General features: G+C 43.4%; 15 protein-coding genes and 1 pseudogene. 5 read left to right on the top strand and 11 right to left on the bottom strand.

Going from position 1 to position 19,725, the window contains the following annotated elements; genetic code table 11:
- Positions 1-17: 17 nt before the first annotated feature.
- The 6 genes from TY03_RS12400 to TY03_RS12370 form a co-directional block, all read right to left on the bottom strand.
- Positions 18-2,372, bottom strand: a complete 2,355-nt coding sequence (locus tag TY03_RS12400) for a hypothetical protein (RefSeq protein WP_052332485.1) — start codon at positions 2,370-2,372, stop codon at positions 18-20.
- Positions 2,373-2,374: 2 nt separating this feature from the next.
- Positions 2,375-3,868: an OmpA family protein gene (locus TY03_RS12395; RefSeq protein WP_052332484.1), complete on the bottom strand. Its 1,494-nt coding sequence runs from the start codon at positions 3,866-3,868 to the stop codon at positions 2,375-2,377.
- A gap of 27 nt (positions 3,869-3,895) precedes the next feature.
- The gene (locus TY03_RS12390; RefSeq protein ID WP_394330885.1) at positions 3,896-4,483 is read right to left on the bottom strand and encodes a DUF3575 domain-containing protein; all 588 of its coding nucleotides are present in this window, start codon (positions 4,481-4,483) and stop codon (positions 3,896-3,898) included.
- A gap of 33 nt (positions 4,484-4,516) precedes the next feature.
- Complete coding sequence (locus TY03_RS12385) at positions 4,517-5,431, bottom strand: FimB/Mfa2 family fimbrial subunit (protein ID WP_042370440.1); 915 nt, start codon at positions 5,429-5,431, stop codon at positions 4,517-4,519.
- Between the two features lie 81 nt (positions 5,432-5,512).
- Positions 5,513-6,748 carry a FimB/Mfa2 family fimbrial subunit gene (locus tag TY03_RS12380; RefSeq protein WP_042370438.1) on the bottom strand — a complete coding sequence of 412 codons (1,236 nt, stop codon included), beginning with the start codon at positions 6,746-6,748 and terminating at the stop codon, positions 5,513-5,515.
- A gap of 711 nt (positions 6,749-7,459) precedes the next feature.
- Entirely contained in the window at positions 7,460-8,371 is a 912-nt protein-coding gene (locus TY03_RS12370) for a tyrosine-type recombinase/integrase (RefSeq protein WP_042370435.1), read from the bottom strand.
- 344 nt (positions 8,372-8,715) lie between these two features.
- Here TY03_RS12370 and thiD point away from each other — a divergent pair, with 344 nt between their 5' ends.
- From thiD to TY03_RS12345, 5 genes are all read left to right on the top strand, one after another.
- Positions 8,716-9,519 (top strand): bifunctional hydroxymethylpyrimidine kinase/phosphomethylpyrimidine kinase, encoded by an 804-nt coding sequence (gene thiD / locus TY03_RS12365; RefSeq protein ID WP_042370434.1) that lies wholly within the window; start codon positions 8,716-8,718, stop codon positions 9,517-9,519.
- Positions 9,520-9,592: 73 nt separating this feature from the next.
- Entirely contained in the window at positions 9,593-10,480 is an 888-nt protein-coding gene (fabD, locus tag TY03_RS12360) for an ACP S-malonyltransferase (protein ID WP_042370432.1), read from the top strand.
- Positions 10,481-10,622: 142 nt separating this feature from the next.
- Positions 10,623-11,771 carry an ADP-forming succinate--CoA ligase subunit beta gene (gene sucC / locus TY03_RS12355; RefSeq protein WP_042370430.1) on the top strand — a complete coding sequence of 383 codons (1,149 nt, stop codon included), beginning with the start codon at positions 10,623-10,625 and terminating at the stop codon, positions 11,769-11,771.
- Positions 11,768-12,667 (top strand): succinate--CoA ligase subunit alpha, encoded by a 900-nt coding sequence (gene sucD / locus TY03_RS12350; RefSeq protein ID WP_042370428.1) that lies wholly within the window; start codon positions 11,768-11,770, stop codon positions 12,665-12,667. Before sucC ends, sucD begins: the two co-directional genes overlap by 4 nt.
- 93 nt (positions 12,668-12,760) lie before the next feature.
- Positions 12,761-14,002 carry an LruC domain-containing protein gene (locus tag TY03_RS12345; RefSeq protein WP_081713101.1) on the top strand — a complete coding sequence of 414 codons (1,242 nt, stop codon included), beginning with the start codon at positions 12,761-12,763 and terminating at the stop codon, positions 14,000-14,002.
- Positions 14,003-14,108: 106 nt separating this feature from the next.
- Here the strand turns inward: TY03_RS12345 and TY03_RS12340 are convergent, their stop codons facing one another.
- From TY03_RS12340 to TY03_RS12320, 5 genes and pseudogenes are all read right to left on the bottom strand, one after another.
- Positions 14,109-14,951, bottom strand: a complete 843-nt coding sequence (locus tag TY03_RS12340) for a DUF4396 domain-containing protein (RefSeq protein WP_042370424.1) — start codon at positions 14,949-14,951, stop codon at positions 14,109-14,111.
- Positions 14,952-15,057: 106 nt separating this feature from the next.
- Positions 15,058-16,299, bottom strand: coding sequence for an Hsp70 family protein (locus tag TY03_RS12335; RefSeq protein ID WP_042370423.1), 1,242 nt, complete (start codon positions 16,297-16,299; stop codon positions 15,058-15,060).
- Positions 16,300-16,371: 72 nt separating this feature from the next.
- A complete protein-coding gene (locus TY03_RS12330; protein WP_042370422.1) occupies positions 16,372-17,874 on the bottom strand; it encodes a glutamine synthetase family protein in 1,503 nt (500 codons plus the stop codon).
- A gap of 109 nt (positions 17,875-17,983) precedes the next feature.
- Positions 17,984-18,598: a PepSY-associated TM helix domain-containing protein gene (locus TY03_RS12325; protein ID WP_042370421.1), complete on the bottom strand. Its 615-nt coding sequence runs from the start codon at positions 18,596-18,598 to the stop codon at positions 17,984-17,986.
- A gap of 10 nt (positions 18,599-18,608) precedes the next feature.
- A pseudogene (locus TY03_RS12320) lies at positions 18,609-19,706 on the bottom strand (TonB-dependent siderophore receptor); the annotation flags it as partial.
- Between the last annotated feature and the right edge of the window lie 19 nt (positions 19,707-19,725).

Genomic DNA, 19,725 nt, shown 5'->3' with positions numbered 1-19,725 from the left:
GAAACGGATGTTTACCTTTAATAAGGACTAGCCAGCAAATTCACCAAAGCAGTATGCTTTACTCGATCATACGTAACAGTGGCCACTTTCGTATATCCGCCTGTGGCGTATGTCTCTACTCCCTGCGTGGATGTAATGGTTACCGAGTAAGATTGCTCGTACAGCTTTTGACCACCACTATTATTGTAGTTAGTGCCGCTCTGCACCATTGAACCACCTTTGTAGGCAGTCATAGTAAAGTTCATTTTATTAGGTGCTATGCCGGGAGTATTCCAAGTAGCATAAATATCAAATTTTACTTTTTCGAGTGAAAAAGGGTCATTGTTCAATACAGGGGCGTTAAAATAGACAGATTCTCCCTCTCCTGCCTTGGCATCACCTGCCCATAGCAACAAAAGTTGTTGATTATAGTTAACAGATGTATGCAATCCTGCACCGACAGGTAACTTATCATAGGTGGAATTATTTTGCCCGCTAAGACCGGATAAGTTATTCCCGGCAAACTCTACCGCAACATTCAAATCAGATCCACCCCAAGAAAATTTCAAGGACAAATAATCAAACTCGGGAATGGATTCGAATATGCTCTGATACACGATTGATCTTATCCGGTAGTCGGGGGCATCGGCATGATAATACTCCAAAAAGCCTCTACGCCATTGATCGTTTGGATCGCGATCGGTAGTCAGTGTCAAAACCTGTGTATTGCTGTCCCAAGTCATACCCGGATGTATCCAAGTACTCCATGAAGTAAAGGTAAGGTTTCGACTTCCCCCCCAAACCATTACATCTTTTGAATTGGTAACGGCAGTTTGGTTGCTTCCTAGCGGTGCATTTACATTGATCACGTTATTGTTTTCGATATAAATGTAAGCGTTGATCAGGTTCAGCGTATCAGTATCGAGTGTAGTCGTGTTTTTAACCACCACTTTTCCATCTCCGTAGTAGGTGTTAAATTGAGTCTTATCAGAGGTTGATACACGGGTAAACGTTACCGGGGTAATTCCTACGCCTCCGCTTTGAACATTGGCAGTTGCTTTGGGAGTAGAAGATATAAATTTCCAACTACCACCCAAACTCGTTACATCGAGCGTTCCCCTTTCTCGTATGCCTGGATGCAGAACCAGTTTGCCGGTACCTATCTTTATCGTTCCTCGGTCGGGACGTTGCGTTACCTCTACCTTTCTTGTTATATTATCCGCCTTTAGGAGGATGTAAGAGGTACGTGGGCTGTTGTCGACGTAGCTGTTTACATCGGCAGTTACCTCTACCGCATTGCCTTCTATCTTTCTGACCGAAGTTATCCAAGGAGCATCCGGAGCTTTGGTTACAGTGAAGTCTTTCGCATTTGTATTGACAATAAGCGTATCTTTGTAGGCCAAACCTATTGAAGGTTTATCGGTATAGAGAACCGTTTGGATCAAGTTGGCTTCTAAAGGTACTTCTTTCCAATCAAGCACTTGGGTGGTCACATTGAGCCTTCCGGTTATATTAAGTCGCGCTAGCAGAATCGTGTTGACACGAGGTACACGCGGAAGCATTGCCGGTTTAGACACTTGATAGCGACTGCCATTCTGAAGAGCCATGTCAACGGTGATGTACAAGTTCTGTGTAGTTGTATCAGTGGGTTGCGGACTCAAATAGTCAACTCCTTTATGCGCCGGAATTATAAAAGTAAGTGTATCACTCTGCTGATGATCGGCCAGCGTTTCGTGCTTGCGTAAGCTAAACACCCCCTGCATGGGAACTTCAGACGTGGTTGGAGCTGTTGCACTGGGATACAAGCGTCCCTGCCAGTTAAGAGTAGTGGGTACACCTAGAATTCGAAGGTAATGAATACCATTTATGTCTAGTTCTCTGGCATCTGCTACCACAACCTTGAGCATTGCTACATTGCGCGATAGCAGAGCTTCTTCCGAAGAGACAGTTTCCTGTCCGGCTACAACTGTCTGCGTATTCACAAATGCAGTACGCAACTCGGGCATTGATGGCAACTCACCTCCCGAAGCATCTGTTTCCCACATTTTGAGTGTACTGCGCTCTTTACCCCTAATAGGAGAGATTAGTTTATCGGTAATCGGTTCATTGGCAGCCACCAAGGATACATTCCACGTACCGGTTGGCACAAACATCGACAAACGGTCTGTGCCATAGGTAATGTCGGATACCTTTTCTCGAAATTTATCTGTATCATCAAATAGATAAACCTGCGTGTTATCAATCACTTCCGACCGCATTCCCATCATACCGAAGGTCAGCGAGTTTGCATATACCTTAGTCTCTGTAACTGCTTCTTCTTTCCCATCGGTACATGCCCAATGGGTTGCAAGGAGCAGTAATATGCTCCATAATCTTATCTTTTGGGCTATCATGATTATTCTTTTTCATTGTAAACTATTCTGTTATTGTGTATCTCAACACGTCTGTCACGTCGGTCTACTCCCATTTGATCAGCGCCTTCCGAAGTAGGGCGAACCGGATCGAATATACCTTTGGGTCTCTCATTGGTAGATCCGATATAGCCCCATCCCCGTATATTGAAACGACATTGCAGCCCGTAGTTCTGCAAAAAAGCAGATACCGTACGGGCTCTTTCTGCAGATAGCTTATAATTGTAATCTTGTGTTCCTATCCGATCAGAAAAGCCTCCAACCATCAGTTCGCCAAACTGTAATCCTCTCGTAGCTAGCACAAAATAGCGTAGCCGCTCCACAGACTCACTTGTGAGATCGGCCGAATCAAAGTCAAAATAAAGTGTCAGCAACAACCCTTCGGGAGCAGACACAGAAGGTATAGGCTCTTGAGGTGGAAGCGACTCGGGAAACTCGGTAATGGTAGCTACCGCAGTAGATGATTTGCCACGCAATCCTAGCTCGCAATTTGTTTGGAGGTAATATAAATCATCCCTCGTTACCGGATTACGGTCGGAGACGAAATAAGCCGTGTACAAGCTCAATGGATATAAGGAGTAATCGTTGTGCGCTGAGTTAACCGGTGCAGGCAAATGAACAATACTACCCTCCTGCACTTCACCTTTATCAAAAAGAGCAGTGAAAAGGTCATACCCCCCAAATCCGGGTAAGCCGTTAGAGGCAAACAGCAGTCGATCTTGATAAAGTACGGGGTAAATTTCATCTCCCGTTGTATTTACCTCCGATCCTAGGTTTTGGGGATTTCCCCACGTCTTTGTTTCTTTATCATATCGCGACAGATAGAGATCGAAACCTCCGTATCCTCCAGGCCTGTCAGAGGCAAACAACAACGTTTTCCCATTATCAATAAAGAAAGGATGTGCATAAGAGTAGTTCGCTTCTTGCGGGAAAAGCAGCTTATATGGACTAAACCGATGCCCATTATTCGATATTGTGGTATAAAACAGTTGTGTGCAAAAGCCGGAGAACGTTCCATGGGTTTCTCCCGGTGTTACCCGCAATCGATCGTATGCGAATGCCGTAGCCACCATCTGACGATTATCGGGCGAAAAGGTGACGGGACCGCTTTGCATATCAACCGGAATACTACGGAAGTAGTTACCGTGACGAGGTGCTTTTTGTGTTGATTCTCCGGGATAAGCTCCCGGCTTGAGTTCGTAAAAGTGAACACGGTGAAAACACTCTTTGCTTGCATTAACAAACCGATCACAGCTTCGGGCATAAAAGAGTTCTCCACCATAATTGCCCACCCAAAACTCGGCATCGGCTGTGTTAAGTTTTAATCGGGTTATTGTAAAGGAAACATCCCCTTTCAATGGAGAAAGTGTCTGCTCACCCACTAGGTTCAGCGTGTGCTCCTGTGCCTGGCAGAGCGTATTTCCCTGCATAAGCATTAGAAATATTACTACCAGAACCTGTATTTTTTTATTTCTCATATCAGCCTATTTTTAAAATCCGTATGATTAACGGAATAGGTTATAAGTCATACTTACCCCCACTTTGGTAGGGCCTATCCAGCTTTTTGTTTTCTTTCGTTCCAATGGGAAATGGATGTACTCGCCACCCAGATAAAACTTATCATATTGCAGGTGAGCATAGCCCAAACCCAGGTTTAAATCGAGTCCCCAGCGGTTGCCGAAGGCAAATTTATAACCGGTAGATATACCTGCAGATACCCCCCACCCTTCGCGGCGATAGCTTTGCGAAGCATCGCCTTTACTCAGCAACCCGATATTGAAGTTACCGTACATAGCATAGGGGCCTACATAAAAACCATCCCACGAATCGTTTGTATAGAAGTGACGAGGATTAACATAGTAACGCAGTTCAATACTGCTTTGTAAGGCTCTAAACACCTCCTCATTCTTCTTAAAGAGATACGGCATACACAACACTTCACCATTAATGGTGAGTTGGCGTGATAAGGGAATCTCTATACCCACATTGGGCGAACCGGTGAGCAGAAAAGGTACATTAACCTTTACGCTCTGTGCCTCTGCACCAATGGCAAAGCACCCCAATAGAGTTACTAGCACCACAGTGCGTATCATTGATTTTATTTCCATTTTATTTCATTCTATTATTTATTCCAAGTTGGTATCTCCACTCCGAATGTTTTCATCCCAACCTACCACAGATATATTCACTACAAACCCCGAATCGATTTCGATAATAATGCGTTGCCCACTGAGTAGACGCAAGGGTACTTGGGTTTTCGGATCTACAACTTCGACCGGGATACTGCTCAGTGTATTGCCGGCAGCATCAAGGAAAGTCAGGTCCAATTTCGTAAATCCATTCTGTATACTAGGGAAGTAACGATAGTCCACCTCCAGCATATTGGGATCAGGTTGTGACCCAAGCTCTCCCTGATGGTACATCACATCATTCTCGGACAGTCGTGTGGGCCATGTATCATCTTTGAGGTGTTGTTTGCTGGCAATTCCTTGGGCAGACAGCCGAACACTCTTTATCTGCGAAGCATAGGCGGGAAGCTTTCTGAAGCGTACCGTAATACGCCCCGTGTATCGTTGGGTCTGCAACGTATCTACATACAAATATCCAGGACGGATAATCGAAGGGGTCAGTTTCTCGACGAATAGGTCAGGAGGCTGATTATATCTCTGCTTGCCTGACACATTATCAGACAGCCTAAAAGCAGCTTGATCCAAAGACGACGAATCCGTAAACAATAGACTGTCGGTGTTGGTGTAGCCATATACTTTATAAGTACCACCCACGGGCAGACGAAACGCAAACTGTCCTTTGGCAATACGGGGGTCTTTATCAAATGGAGACGAGGCGTGACGAGCCTTCACCAGCATGCCTGCTTCATTATAAACCATTACACGACAGTCACTGACGGTATTATTCATTACTTCGGGTACGAATACGATATAATTGGTTTCGTCTTCAAAATAATCATAAGTACACGAAGTGAGTGAGAGGCAAGCCAGCCAGCAGGTATATAATACAATGAGAAGCTTATTTTGTCTCATGCGCTATATTTTATTCATTAACGTAACGGGGGTGTGCAGATAGACAGACTGCCCACACCCCCGAAACTTAATATAAGTTTTTTATAAAATTAGGGTAGATTCAACGATATTGTTATCCCATCCTGCCGGCTCACCTACAGTAATGGTCAAACCGCCAAATTCGGTAGGATTTACCGGTACAAGGGTTGTACCGCCGGATTTTAAGCTCAAGTTGACTTCACGAATCACATTCGGAGAGAAGTTATCCGTTACTACACCCGACCAATACACCGTTGTTTCTGCTGTCAACGAAGTACCATCAGCCAATACATGTCCAATCTTACCTTTACCGGATATAACAACAAAGTACTGTTGCGCCGGAGCAGCTTTGCCATCTACTAACGCATTGTTAGCACGGCCACCATTATTCGGGAACACAATGACATCTCTCCACAAAGTGAATTGGTCGTCTGCAATAAGCATAGGGGTATATCCTGTAGTAGGATTAGCTGTGTTGAAGATAGGGGTTGCAGTATTACCTTCGTGAATCGATAGAATATTGTTAGTAGTGGAGGTACTGCTCACACCACCTGCCTCACCTGCCAAAAACTTCAGGTTGTCGGGCAAGCGGTGAATCATGATAGATGCACCTTGTGAAAAGTCTACACCTTTATCAATATTATCATTAACCGTACCTTCGCCTCCTTTTACAGCAAGACGTAAACGCATCAATGAGACTTCTCTCTTCAGAGCAACAGGAGGCAGTATAGTCGTTTCATTGGCGTAGATAGTGACATTAGTTGCTTCTCCCATAAACACTTCGGATGGTTCTACGTAGGCTGTTTTTGCAGAAAGTGCAGAGGCAGCATCAGCGGGGAATGTGCCCATTTTTTGCTTAATAAGCAATCCTGTAGCAGATTTTTGACGGACATTCCATTTGGTCCATTCAGCCAGAGTAGTTCCACCATCCAGAGAGGTGGCAATCGCATTATCCACTTGGGTATTAGCCACCAATACAACCTGATAATTACCGACAGGCACATCTGTGTAGGTAAATGTGGTTTGATCAGCAGTCGGCTTTATCACATCCGAGTAACGTACTACATTAGAGGCATCGTACAAAAACAATTGCACATCTTTGATATTGCTCCATGAAGTAACCGGAATGGCAGTAGACTGCGCAGCTCTTGTTGTCTTATCGGACTTTTGAAGAGCTAATTTAATGGTTAAACTTGATTTTTCAGTATTCTCATTAACAGGTACTTCGTTCTTCTCAGAGCATGCACCCAAAACCATTGCCGCACATAAGCAGCTCAATAAAATTGATTTTTTTTTCATAAAAATTTGTTTTAAAAATTAATAATTGACAATTTGTCTATCGTTTTGTTCTTTGATGTCGTTGAAAGTTTTTTCGTCTTTTTCTTTAAATTTCATTTTGTTTTTTTCGTCACTCTTGTTTTCCTTTACGCGTATATTTACGTTTTTTTCGCGCTTGTTTATTCGTTTACAATAACAGCTCTGCTTAGGGCAGCATCGTTGTAAAATATGTCGTCCACGCCACCTACGCTGATAAATACTACTAAAGGAGTTGGTTTCCACTTTGTATTTGTCTGGTGTTACTGAGGTCTGTGCGTTCATTGAACCTACTTCTGCTACTAATAATGCCAATAAGAGGCATACTTTTTTTGTTTTTTCATAAATTGATAATGAATATGTAGTTATCATGCAAATTACATTCTCAACTATTTATTCATCCATTACTTTGTAGGTAACAGGAATAGACACACTTTATGGCTTTACAACGTATATTTACAACGTTTCATGCCAATACGGGTTGCGTACAGGTTCATCAGTACCTGCACAAAAGCTAGTTTCTCTCTCTTACAAAGAGGGGGAACTAACAATTATTGTAATTTCTATGATTTTTTTTCCTAAATTCGAAAAGAGTTATTATATTTGCCGCGTCTTTATCGTATCCGTTACCTACAAAGTAACACCGTTTTATTTCACTAGAGATCAATTACTTACGTCTTTTTCAGCTATTATTTATTAGGAAGCAATCAGGTAGTTTATTACTCCTTGATTGACTTTCTTAATTCTTGAATTTCCTTGAGCTTTAAAATATGTTTCTGTCATCTTCAGGGATGAATGACCCATGCACTCACTAATCAATTTTTTATCAAATCCTAAGAAATTAGCTAATGAGGCCCAAGTATGTCGAGCTTTATAAGAGCTTAACCCTGTATTCAGTCCCAATAGCTTACCTAAAAAAGACAAAGATTGATTAAATTCGCGCAAAGCATTTTGATACTGCCGATACCCTTCACGTCTTGAAGTGGTTACAAACGGAAAAAGATATGGAGAATCCGGATTCTTATGCTGATATTTTTCAATGATCGCCATTGCCTTAGGATCTACTGTGACGCTGAGTTCCATTCCCGTCTTGTGTCTACGGTACACGATGACTCCGTCTTTTAAATCACATTTACGCAAATGGGCCAAATCGACGAATGGCATGCCTTGCAACATTAGTAAGAGCAGAAATATTGATCGGGTCGTTTCCAAGCGTGTATTGAGGTAGCGGGTCGGGCTAATTAACTTTTGCAATGCCTCAGGCTCCAGACTACGGTCACGCTTGGCATCTACACCAGTATATACGTGTTTAAAGAGACGAGGTGCATATTCTACTAGCCCGCGATCTACTCCTTGATTATAAACAGCCTTAAGCATACGTAAATAAGTCGAGATAGAATTCTCCTTCAACTGCTCAAATCTTAACTGAATTTCAAATCCTTTGATCCACTCACGGGTGAGTTTACTAAAAGGCATTTTGTTGCTTCGTTCATATTTTCGAATTCGGTTGAGGGTGCTCTGATATACATGTGCAGTACCAAACCGTTGTTCACTTCGTTGCACTCGAATCAACGATTCCATAAAAAAAAACAGATCTTTGGTTTTCATAAACAAAATATTTAATCATATATTTACACAAAAAACTCCTCGCACATAATTATAAACAGCATATTTACGTGCGGATAGCATTTATATTAAAAATGAAAAAACACAATGAATTGTTTACCAGCACTATCATTATATTAAGTTAGGGAGTTCGTTTTAGATTCTTTTTCCATTCTCTTCATCAACTAAAATACAACATGACAAACATCTCCATTACCGGACGTATTGCGCCAACCGTCGAGTGACGGTCCACATATCAGACTGGTTGCTGACTGTAAGAATACCTAGGAGTTTTTGAGGTCTGTGTTATTTATTCTATCTTTGCCATTCATTCTTAAAAACACTAAATGAAACGTTATCCGGTTATTTTGACCATTGCAGGTTCCGATTGTTCGGGTGGAGCAGGTATACAAGCCGATATCAAAACGATTTCGGCATTGGGATGCTATGCTGCTTCGGTTATTACGGCAGTAACCGTACAAAACACTCGGGGAGTAAAGGATGTACATGCCATCCCCCCCGAAATAGTACGCGGACAGATAGAGGCTGTTATGGACGATCTGCATCCGGATGCCATTAAAATAGGTATGGTGAGCAACCGTACAGTTGTTACTGAAATAGTGGATTGCTTACAAAAATATCATCCTTCCTGCGTGATATATGATCCGGTTATGGTATCTACCAGCGGGCGAAGATTGATGGATGATATTGTAGTTGAACAAATAAAGAACGAACTATTTCCGTTGGTTCATCTGATAACACCCAATCTGGATGAGGTAGCTACCTTAACGGGACACAAACCCACCACTTTGGCGGAGATGAAGAAAGCTGCCCGAAAATTATCGAACAAATACCACATTGCAGTATTGGTGAAAGGTGGACACTTGAATGGAGATGAAATGTATGACGTGTTGCACGAACACAATACCACCTATGTATATAAGGAGTCCAAAATAGAGAGTAGCAATCTGCACGGAACAGGCTGTACACTCTCCTCTTCTATTGCTACTTATATGGCAAAGGGCTGCCGGTTGAACGAAGCGATAGATAAATCAAAACACTTTATCAGTCAATCAATTGCAGCAGCCAAGGAGTTGAATATTGGCTCTGGGAATGGTTCTCTTTGGCACTTCCATCGCAATAATTTATGAATTGTAATTTGTAATTCCTAAATTATCCCTACCTTTGACCCCGGATTTTTAAAACAACTAAAATACTAAGTAGATGAAAGCATTTGTATTTCCCGGTCAAGGTGCTCAGTTCGTAGGAATGGGCAAAGACCTATATGAAAATTCAGCTTTAGCAAAAGAACTATTTGAAAAGGCCAATGATATTCTTGGATATCGTATTACCGACATCATGTTTAACGGGACAGACGAAGACCTTCGCCAAACGAAAGTGACTCAGCCTGCTGTGTTCTTGCACTCGGTTATCTCAGCACTTTGCATGGGCGATGATTTCAAACCAGAAATGACAGCGGGTCACTCACTGGGTGAGTTCTCGGCTTTGGTTGCTGCAGGAGCTTTGAGCTTCGAAGACGGCTTAAAGTTGGTTTATGCTCGTGCCATGGCTATGCAGAAGGCTTGTGAAGCTACACCTTCGACAATGGCCGCTATTTTAGGCTTGGCCGATGATAAAGTAGAGGAAATTTGTGCAGCCATATCAGCCGATGGTGAGGTATGTGTTGCTGCTAACTATAACTGTCCGGGACAGATCGTTATATCGGGATCAATCCCCGGTATTGAAAAGGCTTGCGAATTAATGAAAGCTGCCGGAGCCAAACGCGCGTTGCCGTTGAAGGTAGGTGGTGCATTCCACTCTCCACTGATGGACCCTGCAAAGGTAGAATTGGCTGCTGCAATTGCTGCTACTGAGATTCATACTCCTAAATGCCCGGTTTATCAGAATGTAGATGCATTGCCTTATACCGATCCTGCCGAAATTAAAAAGAATTTAATGTCGCAGCTAACAGCTTCGGTACGTTGGACGCAAACCGTTAAGAATATGGTTGCCGACGGTGCTACCGACTTTACCGAATGCGGCCCCGGTGCAGTGCTCCAAGGTTTGGTTAAGAAAATCGAACCCGGAGTAGAAGCTCATGGCATTGCGTAAGCACATATAAATAAAAGATTTTTTAAAAAGGCTCCTGTTGTACACAGGAGCCTTTTTTTATGGATAAATAAACTTTCTCTCTTCGTTCTTTGTTCTATTTATGTTAGGCTTTCTATGAAACATCCATCCAATAATTTCTCTAATGAAAATACATGAATACCAAGCCAAAGAATTATTCGCTAAGTACGGGATACCGGTAGAAAAGCATGCATTATGCCACACAGCTGATGGGGCATTGGCTGCCTATCGCCGCATGGGACTTCCCAAAGCCGTAATTAAAGCTCAAGTGCTGACCGGTGGACGGGGCAAAGCAGGAGGTGTAAAGCTAGCTGTCAACCCCGAAGAGGTGCATCACTATGCAAAAGTAATGCTGAGTACGTCTATCAAAGGACTTCCCGTCACAAAAGTACTACTGAGCGAAGCGGTTGCTATTGCTTCGGAATACTATCTGAGCTTTACCGTCGACCGTAATACGCGATCGGTAGTACTCATCATGAGTAACTCAGGAGGCATTGATATTGAAGAAGTAGCTCGAAATACTCCCGAGAAAATAACCCGCTTTTCGATTGATCCCTTCATTGGTATTCCCGACTATTTAGCTCGTCGTTTTGCTTTTGTGTATTTCGACCGAATAGAGTTGGCAGGCCCTATGAGCCGGATTATCCAATCACTGTACAAACTGTTTATGGAGAGCGATGCATCGCTTGCCGAGATAAACCCGTTGGTACTCACTGCGGAGGAGCAGTTAGTGGCAGTTGATGCTAAGATGCTGTTCGATGACAATGCGCTGTATCGTCAATCCAACATACATACACTTTTCGAACCTACCGCAGAAGAGAAAATAGAAACATCTGCCAAAGAGAAGGGATTCAGCTATATACATATGGATGGCGAAATAGGTTGCATGGTCAATGGAGCCGGTTTGGCCATGGCTACTATGGATATGATTAAACTTTATGGGGTCACACCCGCCAATTTTCTGGATATAGGCGGTAGCTCCAATCCGGCAAAAGTAATCGAAGCCATGAAGATATTGCTGCATGACGAGCAGGTAAAAGTAGTACTCATCAATATATTCGGAGGTATTACTCGTTGTGATGATGTGGCCATGGGACTTCTCGAAGCCTTCGAGAAAATGGATACCGATATCCCGATCATTGTTCGCCTTACCGGCACCAATGAACAAAGAGGGCGCGAACTTCTACGTACGTCCACTCGCTTTCATGTGGCCGAAACCATGAACGAAGCCACATCATGGGCGGTTAAATCATTAAAAAACAAATCTATATGAGCATATTAATAGATCAATCCACCCGCCTGATAGTGCAGGGGATTACCGGACGAGACGGCCTTTTCCATGCCCTTCGCATGAAAGAGTATGGCACTTGCGTAGTAGGTGGTACCAGTCCGGGCAAAGGAGGAAGCAAAATAGATACACTTCCCGTGTTTAACACCATGTATGAGGCGGTACAGGAAACAAAGGCAAATACATCTATCATCTTTGTTCCGGCACGTTTTGCTGCTGATGCCATAATGGAAGCTGCCGATGCAGGTATTGCTTTGATTATTTGTATTACCGAGGGCATCCCTACCCTCGATGTAATCAAAGCATATCACTTTGCCCATCAGAAAGGAGCTTTATTAATTGGTCCCAACTGCCCGGGAATCATCTCTCCGGGAAAGAGTTTGACGGGTATTCTGCCGGGAAAAATATTCAAGCAGGGAAACATTGGTATCATCAGTCGCAGCGGAACTTTGACTTACGAGATTGTGTATCAATTAACAACACATGGAATGGGACAGTCGACTGCCATCGGTGTAGGTGGAGATCCTGTCGTCGGGCTCTATTTTATTGATTTGCTTGAACGATTCGAGAAAGATCCTGACACAGATGCAATCGTAATGATTGGAGAGATCGGAGGCAATGCAGAAGAATTGGCTGCCGATTATATCCAAAAGCATATTACTAAACCTGTTGTTGCTTTCATAGCCGGACGATCGGCTCCTGTAGGAAAACAAATGGGACACGCAGGTGCGATTATTTCGACCGGTTCGGGTTCTGCAGCCGATAAGATTACGGCACTTGAAGGTGCTGGAGTACGGGTAGCCAAGGAACCATCGGATGTGCCTAAATTACTAAAAGAACAGATTCAGAAACTTGAAAAAGTACACAATAGTAGGATATAGTTGCATAAAATATGCAACTATTCTTGTTTAATAGACAAATAATAGCGATCTTTGCACCAGCTAAAAAGATAAATAATTAAAACAGCAGATTACATGCAAAAAAGAAAATTATTCAGTTTCGCTTTATTAGGAATGATGTTATTAGTTTCTTGTGAAAAAAATCTGTACGATCCAACAAAGATACAAGAAAAAGAACCAACAGTGGCCGATATGGTTGTTCCGGCTGATTTTGATTGGGTAATGTCTCAACAAGTGAATTGTACTGTCCGTACCCTCCATGCATCCCAGGTCTCTCTCTATTCGGATGAAGCGTGCAAAGAGGAGTTAATTGCTCAATTTACGGCAAGCCTAGGTAATGCACCAGTTGTATTAAGCTTACCTAAAGACACCAAGGTCATTTACTTAAAATACACCGATACGCAAGATAAGGAAAAGTCAATATCTGCCTCTGTAGAAAATAAAACAGTGATATTTGAGCTTCCAGCAGATAGCAAAGCATTGGCACAAACCCGTACTGGTAGCGGCAATAGCATCAGTTTGCTTTATCCATCTAAATGGGGAACGATTCTTTTTGAAGATATGTTTCCCAAAACAGGCGATTTTGACTTCAATGATCTTGTAGCGAAGTATCAAATTATGCTGTCCGGGCAACAAGCGTCTAACGGCTATGTTACCAATATGCGTGTTTCTCTCTATATATACGCTGTTGGAGGAACACTTCCTTATAATCCTGCTTTTAGACTAGCAGGCTTGAATAAAGATAAGATTGACATGAGCAGTGTTAAATTGCTCTCTGTTGTAAACAATCCAACTCCCGGAGTCAAACTAAATATTTTGGACAGTAGATCCAACGAATTGGCATTTGAACTAGAAAACGGCACAAAAAATCCGAATAAGATACCTGGAAGCGTTTTCTTAAATACTGAACCGGGGTTCGTGACCCGAAGAAGCGAAACAACCCAAATCACTGTCGATTTTAACTTTAAAGAACCAGTAGACCCTGCTCAACTTCAAGAACCCGCTGTAGACTTCTTTCTAATAAGCAAAGACAAAAATACGGAGATACATACAAAAGGATATCAACCCGTGGTTAAAGAGTATGATTATAGCATGAGTGGACTTCACCCGAATGAACCCTACTGCACTGATCGTAACTTGGTATGGGCTATCAAAGTTCCCTACGAAGCGAGACACGCTATTGAAAAGGCTAATTTCCGTGCTGCTTATCTTCGCTTTTCCGATTGGGTGCAAAGCGGAGGAAAACAGGCAACAGATTGGTACAAAACTAATTTGGGTCATACAAACAATGCATTGCTGATACAATGGAAACGCTAATTACTTGATAGAAATCAGAATACCTATATACAAGAATCCCGCTTATTCATCCAAACGAATAAGCGGGATTCTTGTATATAACCATAAAATAACTGTTTGCGCGATCTTACATCCCCTTCTTTACCCCTAATTTGATAAGCAATGCATTCATCGGATAAGCACAAACGAAGCCAAAAAGCATAGCTATCTGCATCATAAACCAGAAAGTCCAACCATCTTTGACTATTCCTCCGTCTTTGAAAAGCACAAAGTTAACAATAGCCATCCAGCCATACATTCCTACTTGCCACGAGAGCAACGAGAAGAAATCGGCTTTGAACGCTTTGATTAATGCATCGGCAGCAGATATTTTCTGCATCTCGCGGATGGCATAAAACTGGAAGTAAACGCCAATAATGAGGGCTAATATAAAGTCGAACACCCAACCGCCAATAATTAGACTTCCGCCAATAATAAAAGGTACATAGAATGTAACCCATTCGCCGATCATATCAGCCAAGGTGCAACCGGCACCACAATGCAAAGCCGACAAAGCGATAGACTGGCTTTTTGTACGTTTAGGCCCCATTGCCATACCCATGGGCATGGCATCCATAGGCATATCATCCATAGAGGTATCATCCATAGCCATGCTACTCATAGACATATCCCCCATGGGTGTATCACTGACAGGCACATTCTTTTCTGTACCGCCTTCTATCCTCATATAGCCATCCATCTTCATGTCCATTTTCATATCCGCCTTTGCCATGCCATTGCCCATCTCCATTGACTCTCTGCCAAATTTAAAGTAAGCCCACAAAGCAAGATAGCTACCCCAAAGTGCAGTTAACACCCATACTGCATTCATGATTTTCATGGATTGTTTATTCCGTCGAAGATCCATACCGACGATGATGGCGATAAAAATGCCAGAGCATACAAAGAAGACTGATAATAGATGAAGCATAATTGTACGTTTTTAAGTGATTGAAAGTACAACAGTTCATACTATAAATGGTTCAGTATTCTTTGCTAAATGAAACAGGGCGATTAGCCATTAATGGAAAGACCGGTTAGTTGCTGATAGACAGTCCGTATGCAACACTATTGAAGGTGTCACCCGTGCGGATCTTATCCTGGCCGAAAATACGGTATAGTATATTCCGGACAGGAACCACCAAGCTACTACCTCCGGTAATAAACACCGCATCGATATCGTCTGTACCATAAGATACCGATTGTAATAGATTCAGGATGTATTGCTCTATCTCTTTGGTATGTTGGGAGATGATGGTTTCAAATTCGGGTAGATTGAACGATTCCCGAATTTCGATGGTCTCTTTGGAGAACTCGATGAACGTTTCTGTCTGATTGGAAAGATCGGTTTTCGCCTTCTCAATCTTTTTGAAAAGAGAGAAAATGAGGTTGTTATCAATCAGTACGCGAGCATTGTCTATCCGGGGATTGTTGCCCGAAAAGACATAGTAACTATCCATTGAGCGGCGCAGTTTACTCTCTTTGAGCAGAAAGGAGCGTTCCCAACTTCTGAGTTCGCGGTATAGCGAGGTGGGAACTTCAATCTCTTTGCCGTATGATTCATACGTAACTCCCCTACCCAACCCGGGTGTAATCTTGTGCCACATAATTTCAGAGTCGAACATATCACCACCAATGTACACACCACCGTGTGCGATAATATCTTCCGCCCTATTCTCCTGTCCCCGTTTATCGGGCGAAAGGCGCATGATGGTAAAGTCCGAAGTACCTCCGCCAAAATCTGCCACAAGTACATTCTCGCTCTTCGTTAGCTGTTCTTCGTACGAGAAGGCGGCGGCTATGGGTTCAAGCTGCAAACGAATGTTCTTGAAGCCTGCCTGTTGTGCACCAAGCATCAAGCGCTTCACAGCCAAAGCCTCTTGTTTGGGATCTTCGGAGAAGATAGCTGGTCTACCCAGCACAACATCGGTTATCTCTTGCCCCAGAAATGCTTCCGCTTTCTGTTTCAAATGGCCGATGATGCAGGTGACCAACTGCTCGGGAGTCATCTTCTTTCCATAGATGTTGGTAGAGATGAATTTGTCCTGTCGCAGCAGGGTCTTCACTGACTTCAGCAAACGACCCTGCATTTCTGACTTTACATAATGATTATGTGCTTCCTTTCCTACATAATACGTCCAGTCGCTAACCGGAGGGAAAAAGAGGATGGAGCTTTCGCTACAGGAGAAAATTTCTTTTCTGGTTTCTGTGTCGGTAATGGAGAGTACGGAGTTAGAGGTTCCGAAATCCAGTCCGCACGCATATTTTTTCAAGTTCATGGTCTGTCTTTGCTTTAAAAAGGGGCGCAAAGATAGGCAGGAACTTTTAATCTGACAAATGGATCAGCAACATTATCCGCAATGGAAATATTTATCAACCAATAGCTGCATCTCTTCGGGATTGTTCTGCACATCGCTTCGAAGCGTGGCATCCTTGTAGGAACGTAGCTTGTTGATGATGCCATCGATCATAGCCGGACTGAATACCTGATACTGCTCGAATATCTGCCGTTGCTCTTGCAAACAGTCGGCCGAAGCAGCACAGCTATCGGGCAGTTGCTTCAATGCATTCAGCTTGTCGGCATTCTCCTTTTGATGAATATTGACTTGAACATAAGTATGCTCGGCCACAGCCAAAGCATTGTCCATTTCGAAACCATGACGGCAAGCTACTGCCAACCCTGCCAATAACTGATAAAGATCGGCCGAACCATCGGGCGAACGCATCTCGACCGTTTGTTTCTGTGTAGTATCGTAGTGGCTGTCTGTTTCCAACGGATTGGCCAATGCGCACATATCAGCTTTGGACGACCATCCCAGTGGAACGCGCACCAATACCGAACGGTTTCTATCGCCCCAACAGATATTGGTCGGTGCTTCCTGGTGAGGAACCAGACGGAAATAAGAGGTAGGATTCGTATTGCCGAAGGCGGTAATCGACGGAGCGAGCACCATCATACCTGCGATGGCTTTGCGTGCCGTTTCGGAGAGTATGCCCTCTTTCAGCATCTGATTCTGCCCGTTCTTCATCAGGCGCATGTGTACATGCATTCCCGAACCTGCCTTTCCTGTGGTAATCTTCGGTGCAAACGTAATATTATATCCTTGTTCATAGGCGAGGTTGCGAATCACCCACTTGGCTATCATCAACTGGTCGGCAGCGTCTTGCGCACGTACGGGCAGAAACTCGATCTCATTCTGTTCATATACCATACCGTCGAGCGTAAAGTTGCCCACTTCGGAGTGTCCGTACTTGATTTGTCCGCCTGCTTGAGCAATGTATGACATACACTGCGTACGAAATTCGTTGAACTTGGCATAAGGCCCCGACTCGTGGTAGCCACGTTGATCGGTAGCAGGAAACACCTCTTCGTCTTCGGCTATGACGTAATACTCCAATTCGCCCATCGCCTGAAACTCCATGCCGGTAACCTGAGTAAAGGCCGCACAGGCTTTCTGCAACGTATATTCCGGAGAGCTCTCCAACGGTTCGCCGTCTTTATTAAAGAAAGAGCAAAGCATCGAAAGCGTAGGCAATTCGGCAAACGGATCAATAAAGGCTGTACGAAAACGGGGAATGACGTAGAGATCGCTACTGCCTGCCTGAATAAACGGGAACAGGCTCGAACCATCCACGCGCTCACCACAAGTAAGAATGGTTTCGAGATAAGCGGCATTGTTAATCACAAAATTCAGGGTCTTCAATCTTCCGTCGGCTGCCGGATACATAAAGTTAACCATGCTGATATGATGATCTCGAATGTAAGCGATAATATCTGCTTTAGTAAACTCGGAAGATGGCTTTCCGATAGCTGCCACCAACAAGTTGGGACTCATTTGTAGTTCTTGGTTCATAATAGTTCGATGATTAGAGGTTGTCTGTGAAATTATCGAACCAAAGATAACAAATAGTAAGCACACAACCAAACATATCGCTTAAATTCGATTAAAAACTATCTAATTGCTATTTTTTCTTCCAAAAGTACATCCAATACCCCCCAATGGGAAGTAATCCACCGATGATAGCTGCTACAAAGGTTGGTATTTTAGAGAACCAGCCTGCATAATTACCAAAGTGTAAGGCTTTCACTACTTTCCAAATGGGTGCTCCGCGCTGTACCTCGGTTTGAAACAAATAACCGACTCCGTCTCTGTACCATTGGAAAGACCACATCAGGCCGGTCAGGCAACAAACCAGTAAAATAACACAGGCGTAAAGGCCCAATATGACATGTAAGCGGTAAATGGTTTGATACGCGTTTTTACCTTTTTTCATTATCAGGTGCTTCTTTTTCCATTTCCGAGGCCAATAAGCTGCCATTCCGCTTACCAATATGGCAATAAAAAAAAGCGTGGAGATGCCTACGATAACCTTTCCTATGGTACGCGTGTCATCCATCAGCCAACGATGAAGCTTCATCACTCCCATGAGCGGACTGTCACGTATGCTCTCATACCCCATGGCAAACAGTATCTCTTCTTGAAACACTAAAATAGCTCCTGTAAAGCAAATAATACTAATTATGGCTCCCGCAGGGAGCGAGAGCCATAAATGAATTTTCCTACTAATATATCTCATTATCTATTCATCAAAAAGCATACGTTACTGCTGCTGAGAAATTGCGTGGATCTATTTGGTTGATATATCCGCCGCGGTAATACGAGTTGTATCCCAGTGCATCAAACAAATTGTTCATATAAACACGAGCAGTAAAAGCCCCCAGGTTATAACCAAGTTGTGCGTTAACAGTAGTATAGGCAGGCATATCGAAAGGCTTAGCTCCTATCAGACTTCCATGTCCGTTGGGTTTTAAACCGAAATCGTCTACTGGGCGTGCACCCACATAATACACCCCTACACCTGCCGAAAGACGTTTCAACCATCCTTTGCGCACAGAATACTGCACCCATGCATTAGCGGTATGCTTCGGTGTGTTTATTGGAGCTGATCCATCTTCAAAAGCAGGGCTGTTTCGGTATTTTGTATCCAGATACGCATAACCCATCATCACTTGCAGGTTCTCAAGAATACTTCCGGTCAACTCTACCTCAATACCCTTTCGAGACAAATCACCTGCCTTGTCATAGTAACCGGTCAGCTGTGTGGTTCCCTCGCGGTAGGTAGCATACGAGAGATTTTTGGTGATAATATCAAAATAGGTCAGATTAAAGCGTAGTCTATTGTTCAGCCAGTCAGACTTGATACCTACCTCAAATTGGCGGGTATCGGATGGACCGATCTCATCTCCATTCTCCATCCGGTAGGCAGCCGCTCGCAAGCTAGTTGTCGTTGTATACGACCCAAACAGGTTGATGTTACGTATCGGTGTCACCATAATTCCCAGCATCGGGTTCCAAGCGTCTCCTGTAACCGGACCTGCATCCGTATTGCCCAGGCTGCTAATGTAGCTATAGCGAAGCCCCAGAACAGCTTTCAGGTATTTATTGAATGTCATCACCTCCTGTGCCATGATACCGTAGCTCGATGAGCTTGAAACGACAGGAGTTCCGGGCTTGAAGCGAATGGCACGTGGCAGCGTATTCGAAATTGTAGGGGCTAGCACATCAATCGTGTCAATAGTAAATTCACCGTATTCTGTAGTAGACAAAGTAGTTTGTTTATAATCGAAGCCTACCTGAAACGTATGCTTAATTGAACCGGTAAAAACATCCTTACCTATAAAATCCTCAAGTTTCGGATTTAGA

Source organism: Bacteroides neonati (assembly GCF_000499785.1).
In the GTDB taxonomy this organism is placed as follows: domain Bacteria; phylum Bacteroidota; class Bacteroidia; order Bacteroidales; family Bacteroidaceae; genus Bacteroides; species Bacteroides neonati.
Note: the sequence above shows the minus strand (reverse complement) of the source record. Positions and strands in the feature narration are given on the sequence as shown.

Bases quoted from the DNA above. Each gene is read 5' to 3' on its own strand.
- TY03_RS12400 (WP_052332485.1), bottom strand. From the start codon at position 2,372: ATGATAGCCCAAAAGATAAGATTATGGAGCATATTACTGCTCCTTGCA.
- TY03_RS12395 (WP_052332484.1), bottom strand. From the start codon at position 3,868: ATGAGAAATAAAAAAATACAGGTTCTGGTAGTAATATTTCTAATGCTT.
- TY03_RS12390 (WP_394330885.1), bottom strand. From the start codon at position 4,483: ATGATACGCACTGTGGTGCTAGTAACTCTATTGGGGTGCTTTGCCATT.
- TY03_RS12385 (WP_042370440.1), bottom strand. From the start codon at position 5,431: ATGAGACAAAATAAGCTTCTCATTGTATTATATACCTGCTGGCTGGCT.
- TY03_RS12380 (WP_042370438.1), bottom strand. From the start codon at position 6,748: ATGAAAAAAAAATCAATTTTATTGAGCTGCTTATGTGCGGCAATGGTT.
- TY03_RS12370 (WP_042370435.1), bottom strand. From the start codon at position 8,371: ATGAAAACCAAAGATCTGTTTTTTTTTATGGAATCGTTGATTCGAGTG.
- thiD (WP_042370434.1), top strand. From the start codon at position 8,716: ATGAAACGTTATCCGGTTATTTTGACCATTGCAGGTTCCGATTGTTCG.
- fabD (WP_042370432.1), top strand. From the start codon at position 9,593: ATGAAAGCATTTGTATTTCCCGGTCAAGGTGCTCAGTTCGTAGGAATG.
- sucC (WP_042370430.1), top strand. From the start codon at position 10,623: ATGAAAATACATGAATACCAAGCCAAAGAATTATTCGCTAAGTACGGG.
- sucD (WP_042370428.1), top strand. From the start codon at position 11,768: ATGAGCATATTAATAGATCAATCCACCCGCCTGATAGTGCAGGGGATT.
- TY03_RS12345 (WP_081713101.1), top strand. From the start codon at position 12,761: ATGCAAAAAAGAAAATTATTCAGTTTCGCTTTATTAGGAATGATGTTA.
- TY03_RS12340 (WP_042370424.1), bottom strand. From the start codon at position 14,951: ATGCTTCATCTATTATCAGTCTTCTTTGTATGCTCTGGCATTTTTATC.
- TY03_RS12335 (WP_042370423.1), bottom strand. From the start codon at position 16,299: ATGAACTTGAAAAAATATGCGTGCGGACTGGATTTCGGAACCTCTAAC.
- TY03_RS12330 (WP_042370422.1), bottom strand. From the start codon at position 17,874: ATGAACCAAGAACTACAAATGAGTCCCAACTTGTTGGTGGCAGCTATC.
- TY03_RS12325 (WP_042370421.1), bottom strand. From the start codon at position 18,598: ATGAGATATATTAGTAGGAAAATTCATTTATGGCTCTCGCTCCCTGCG.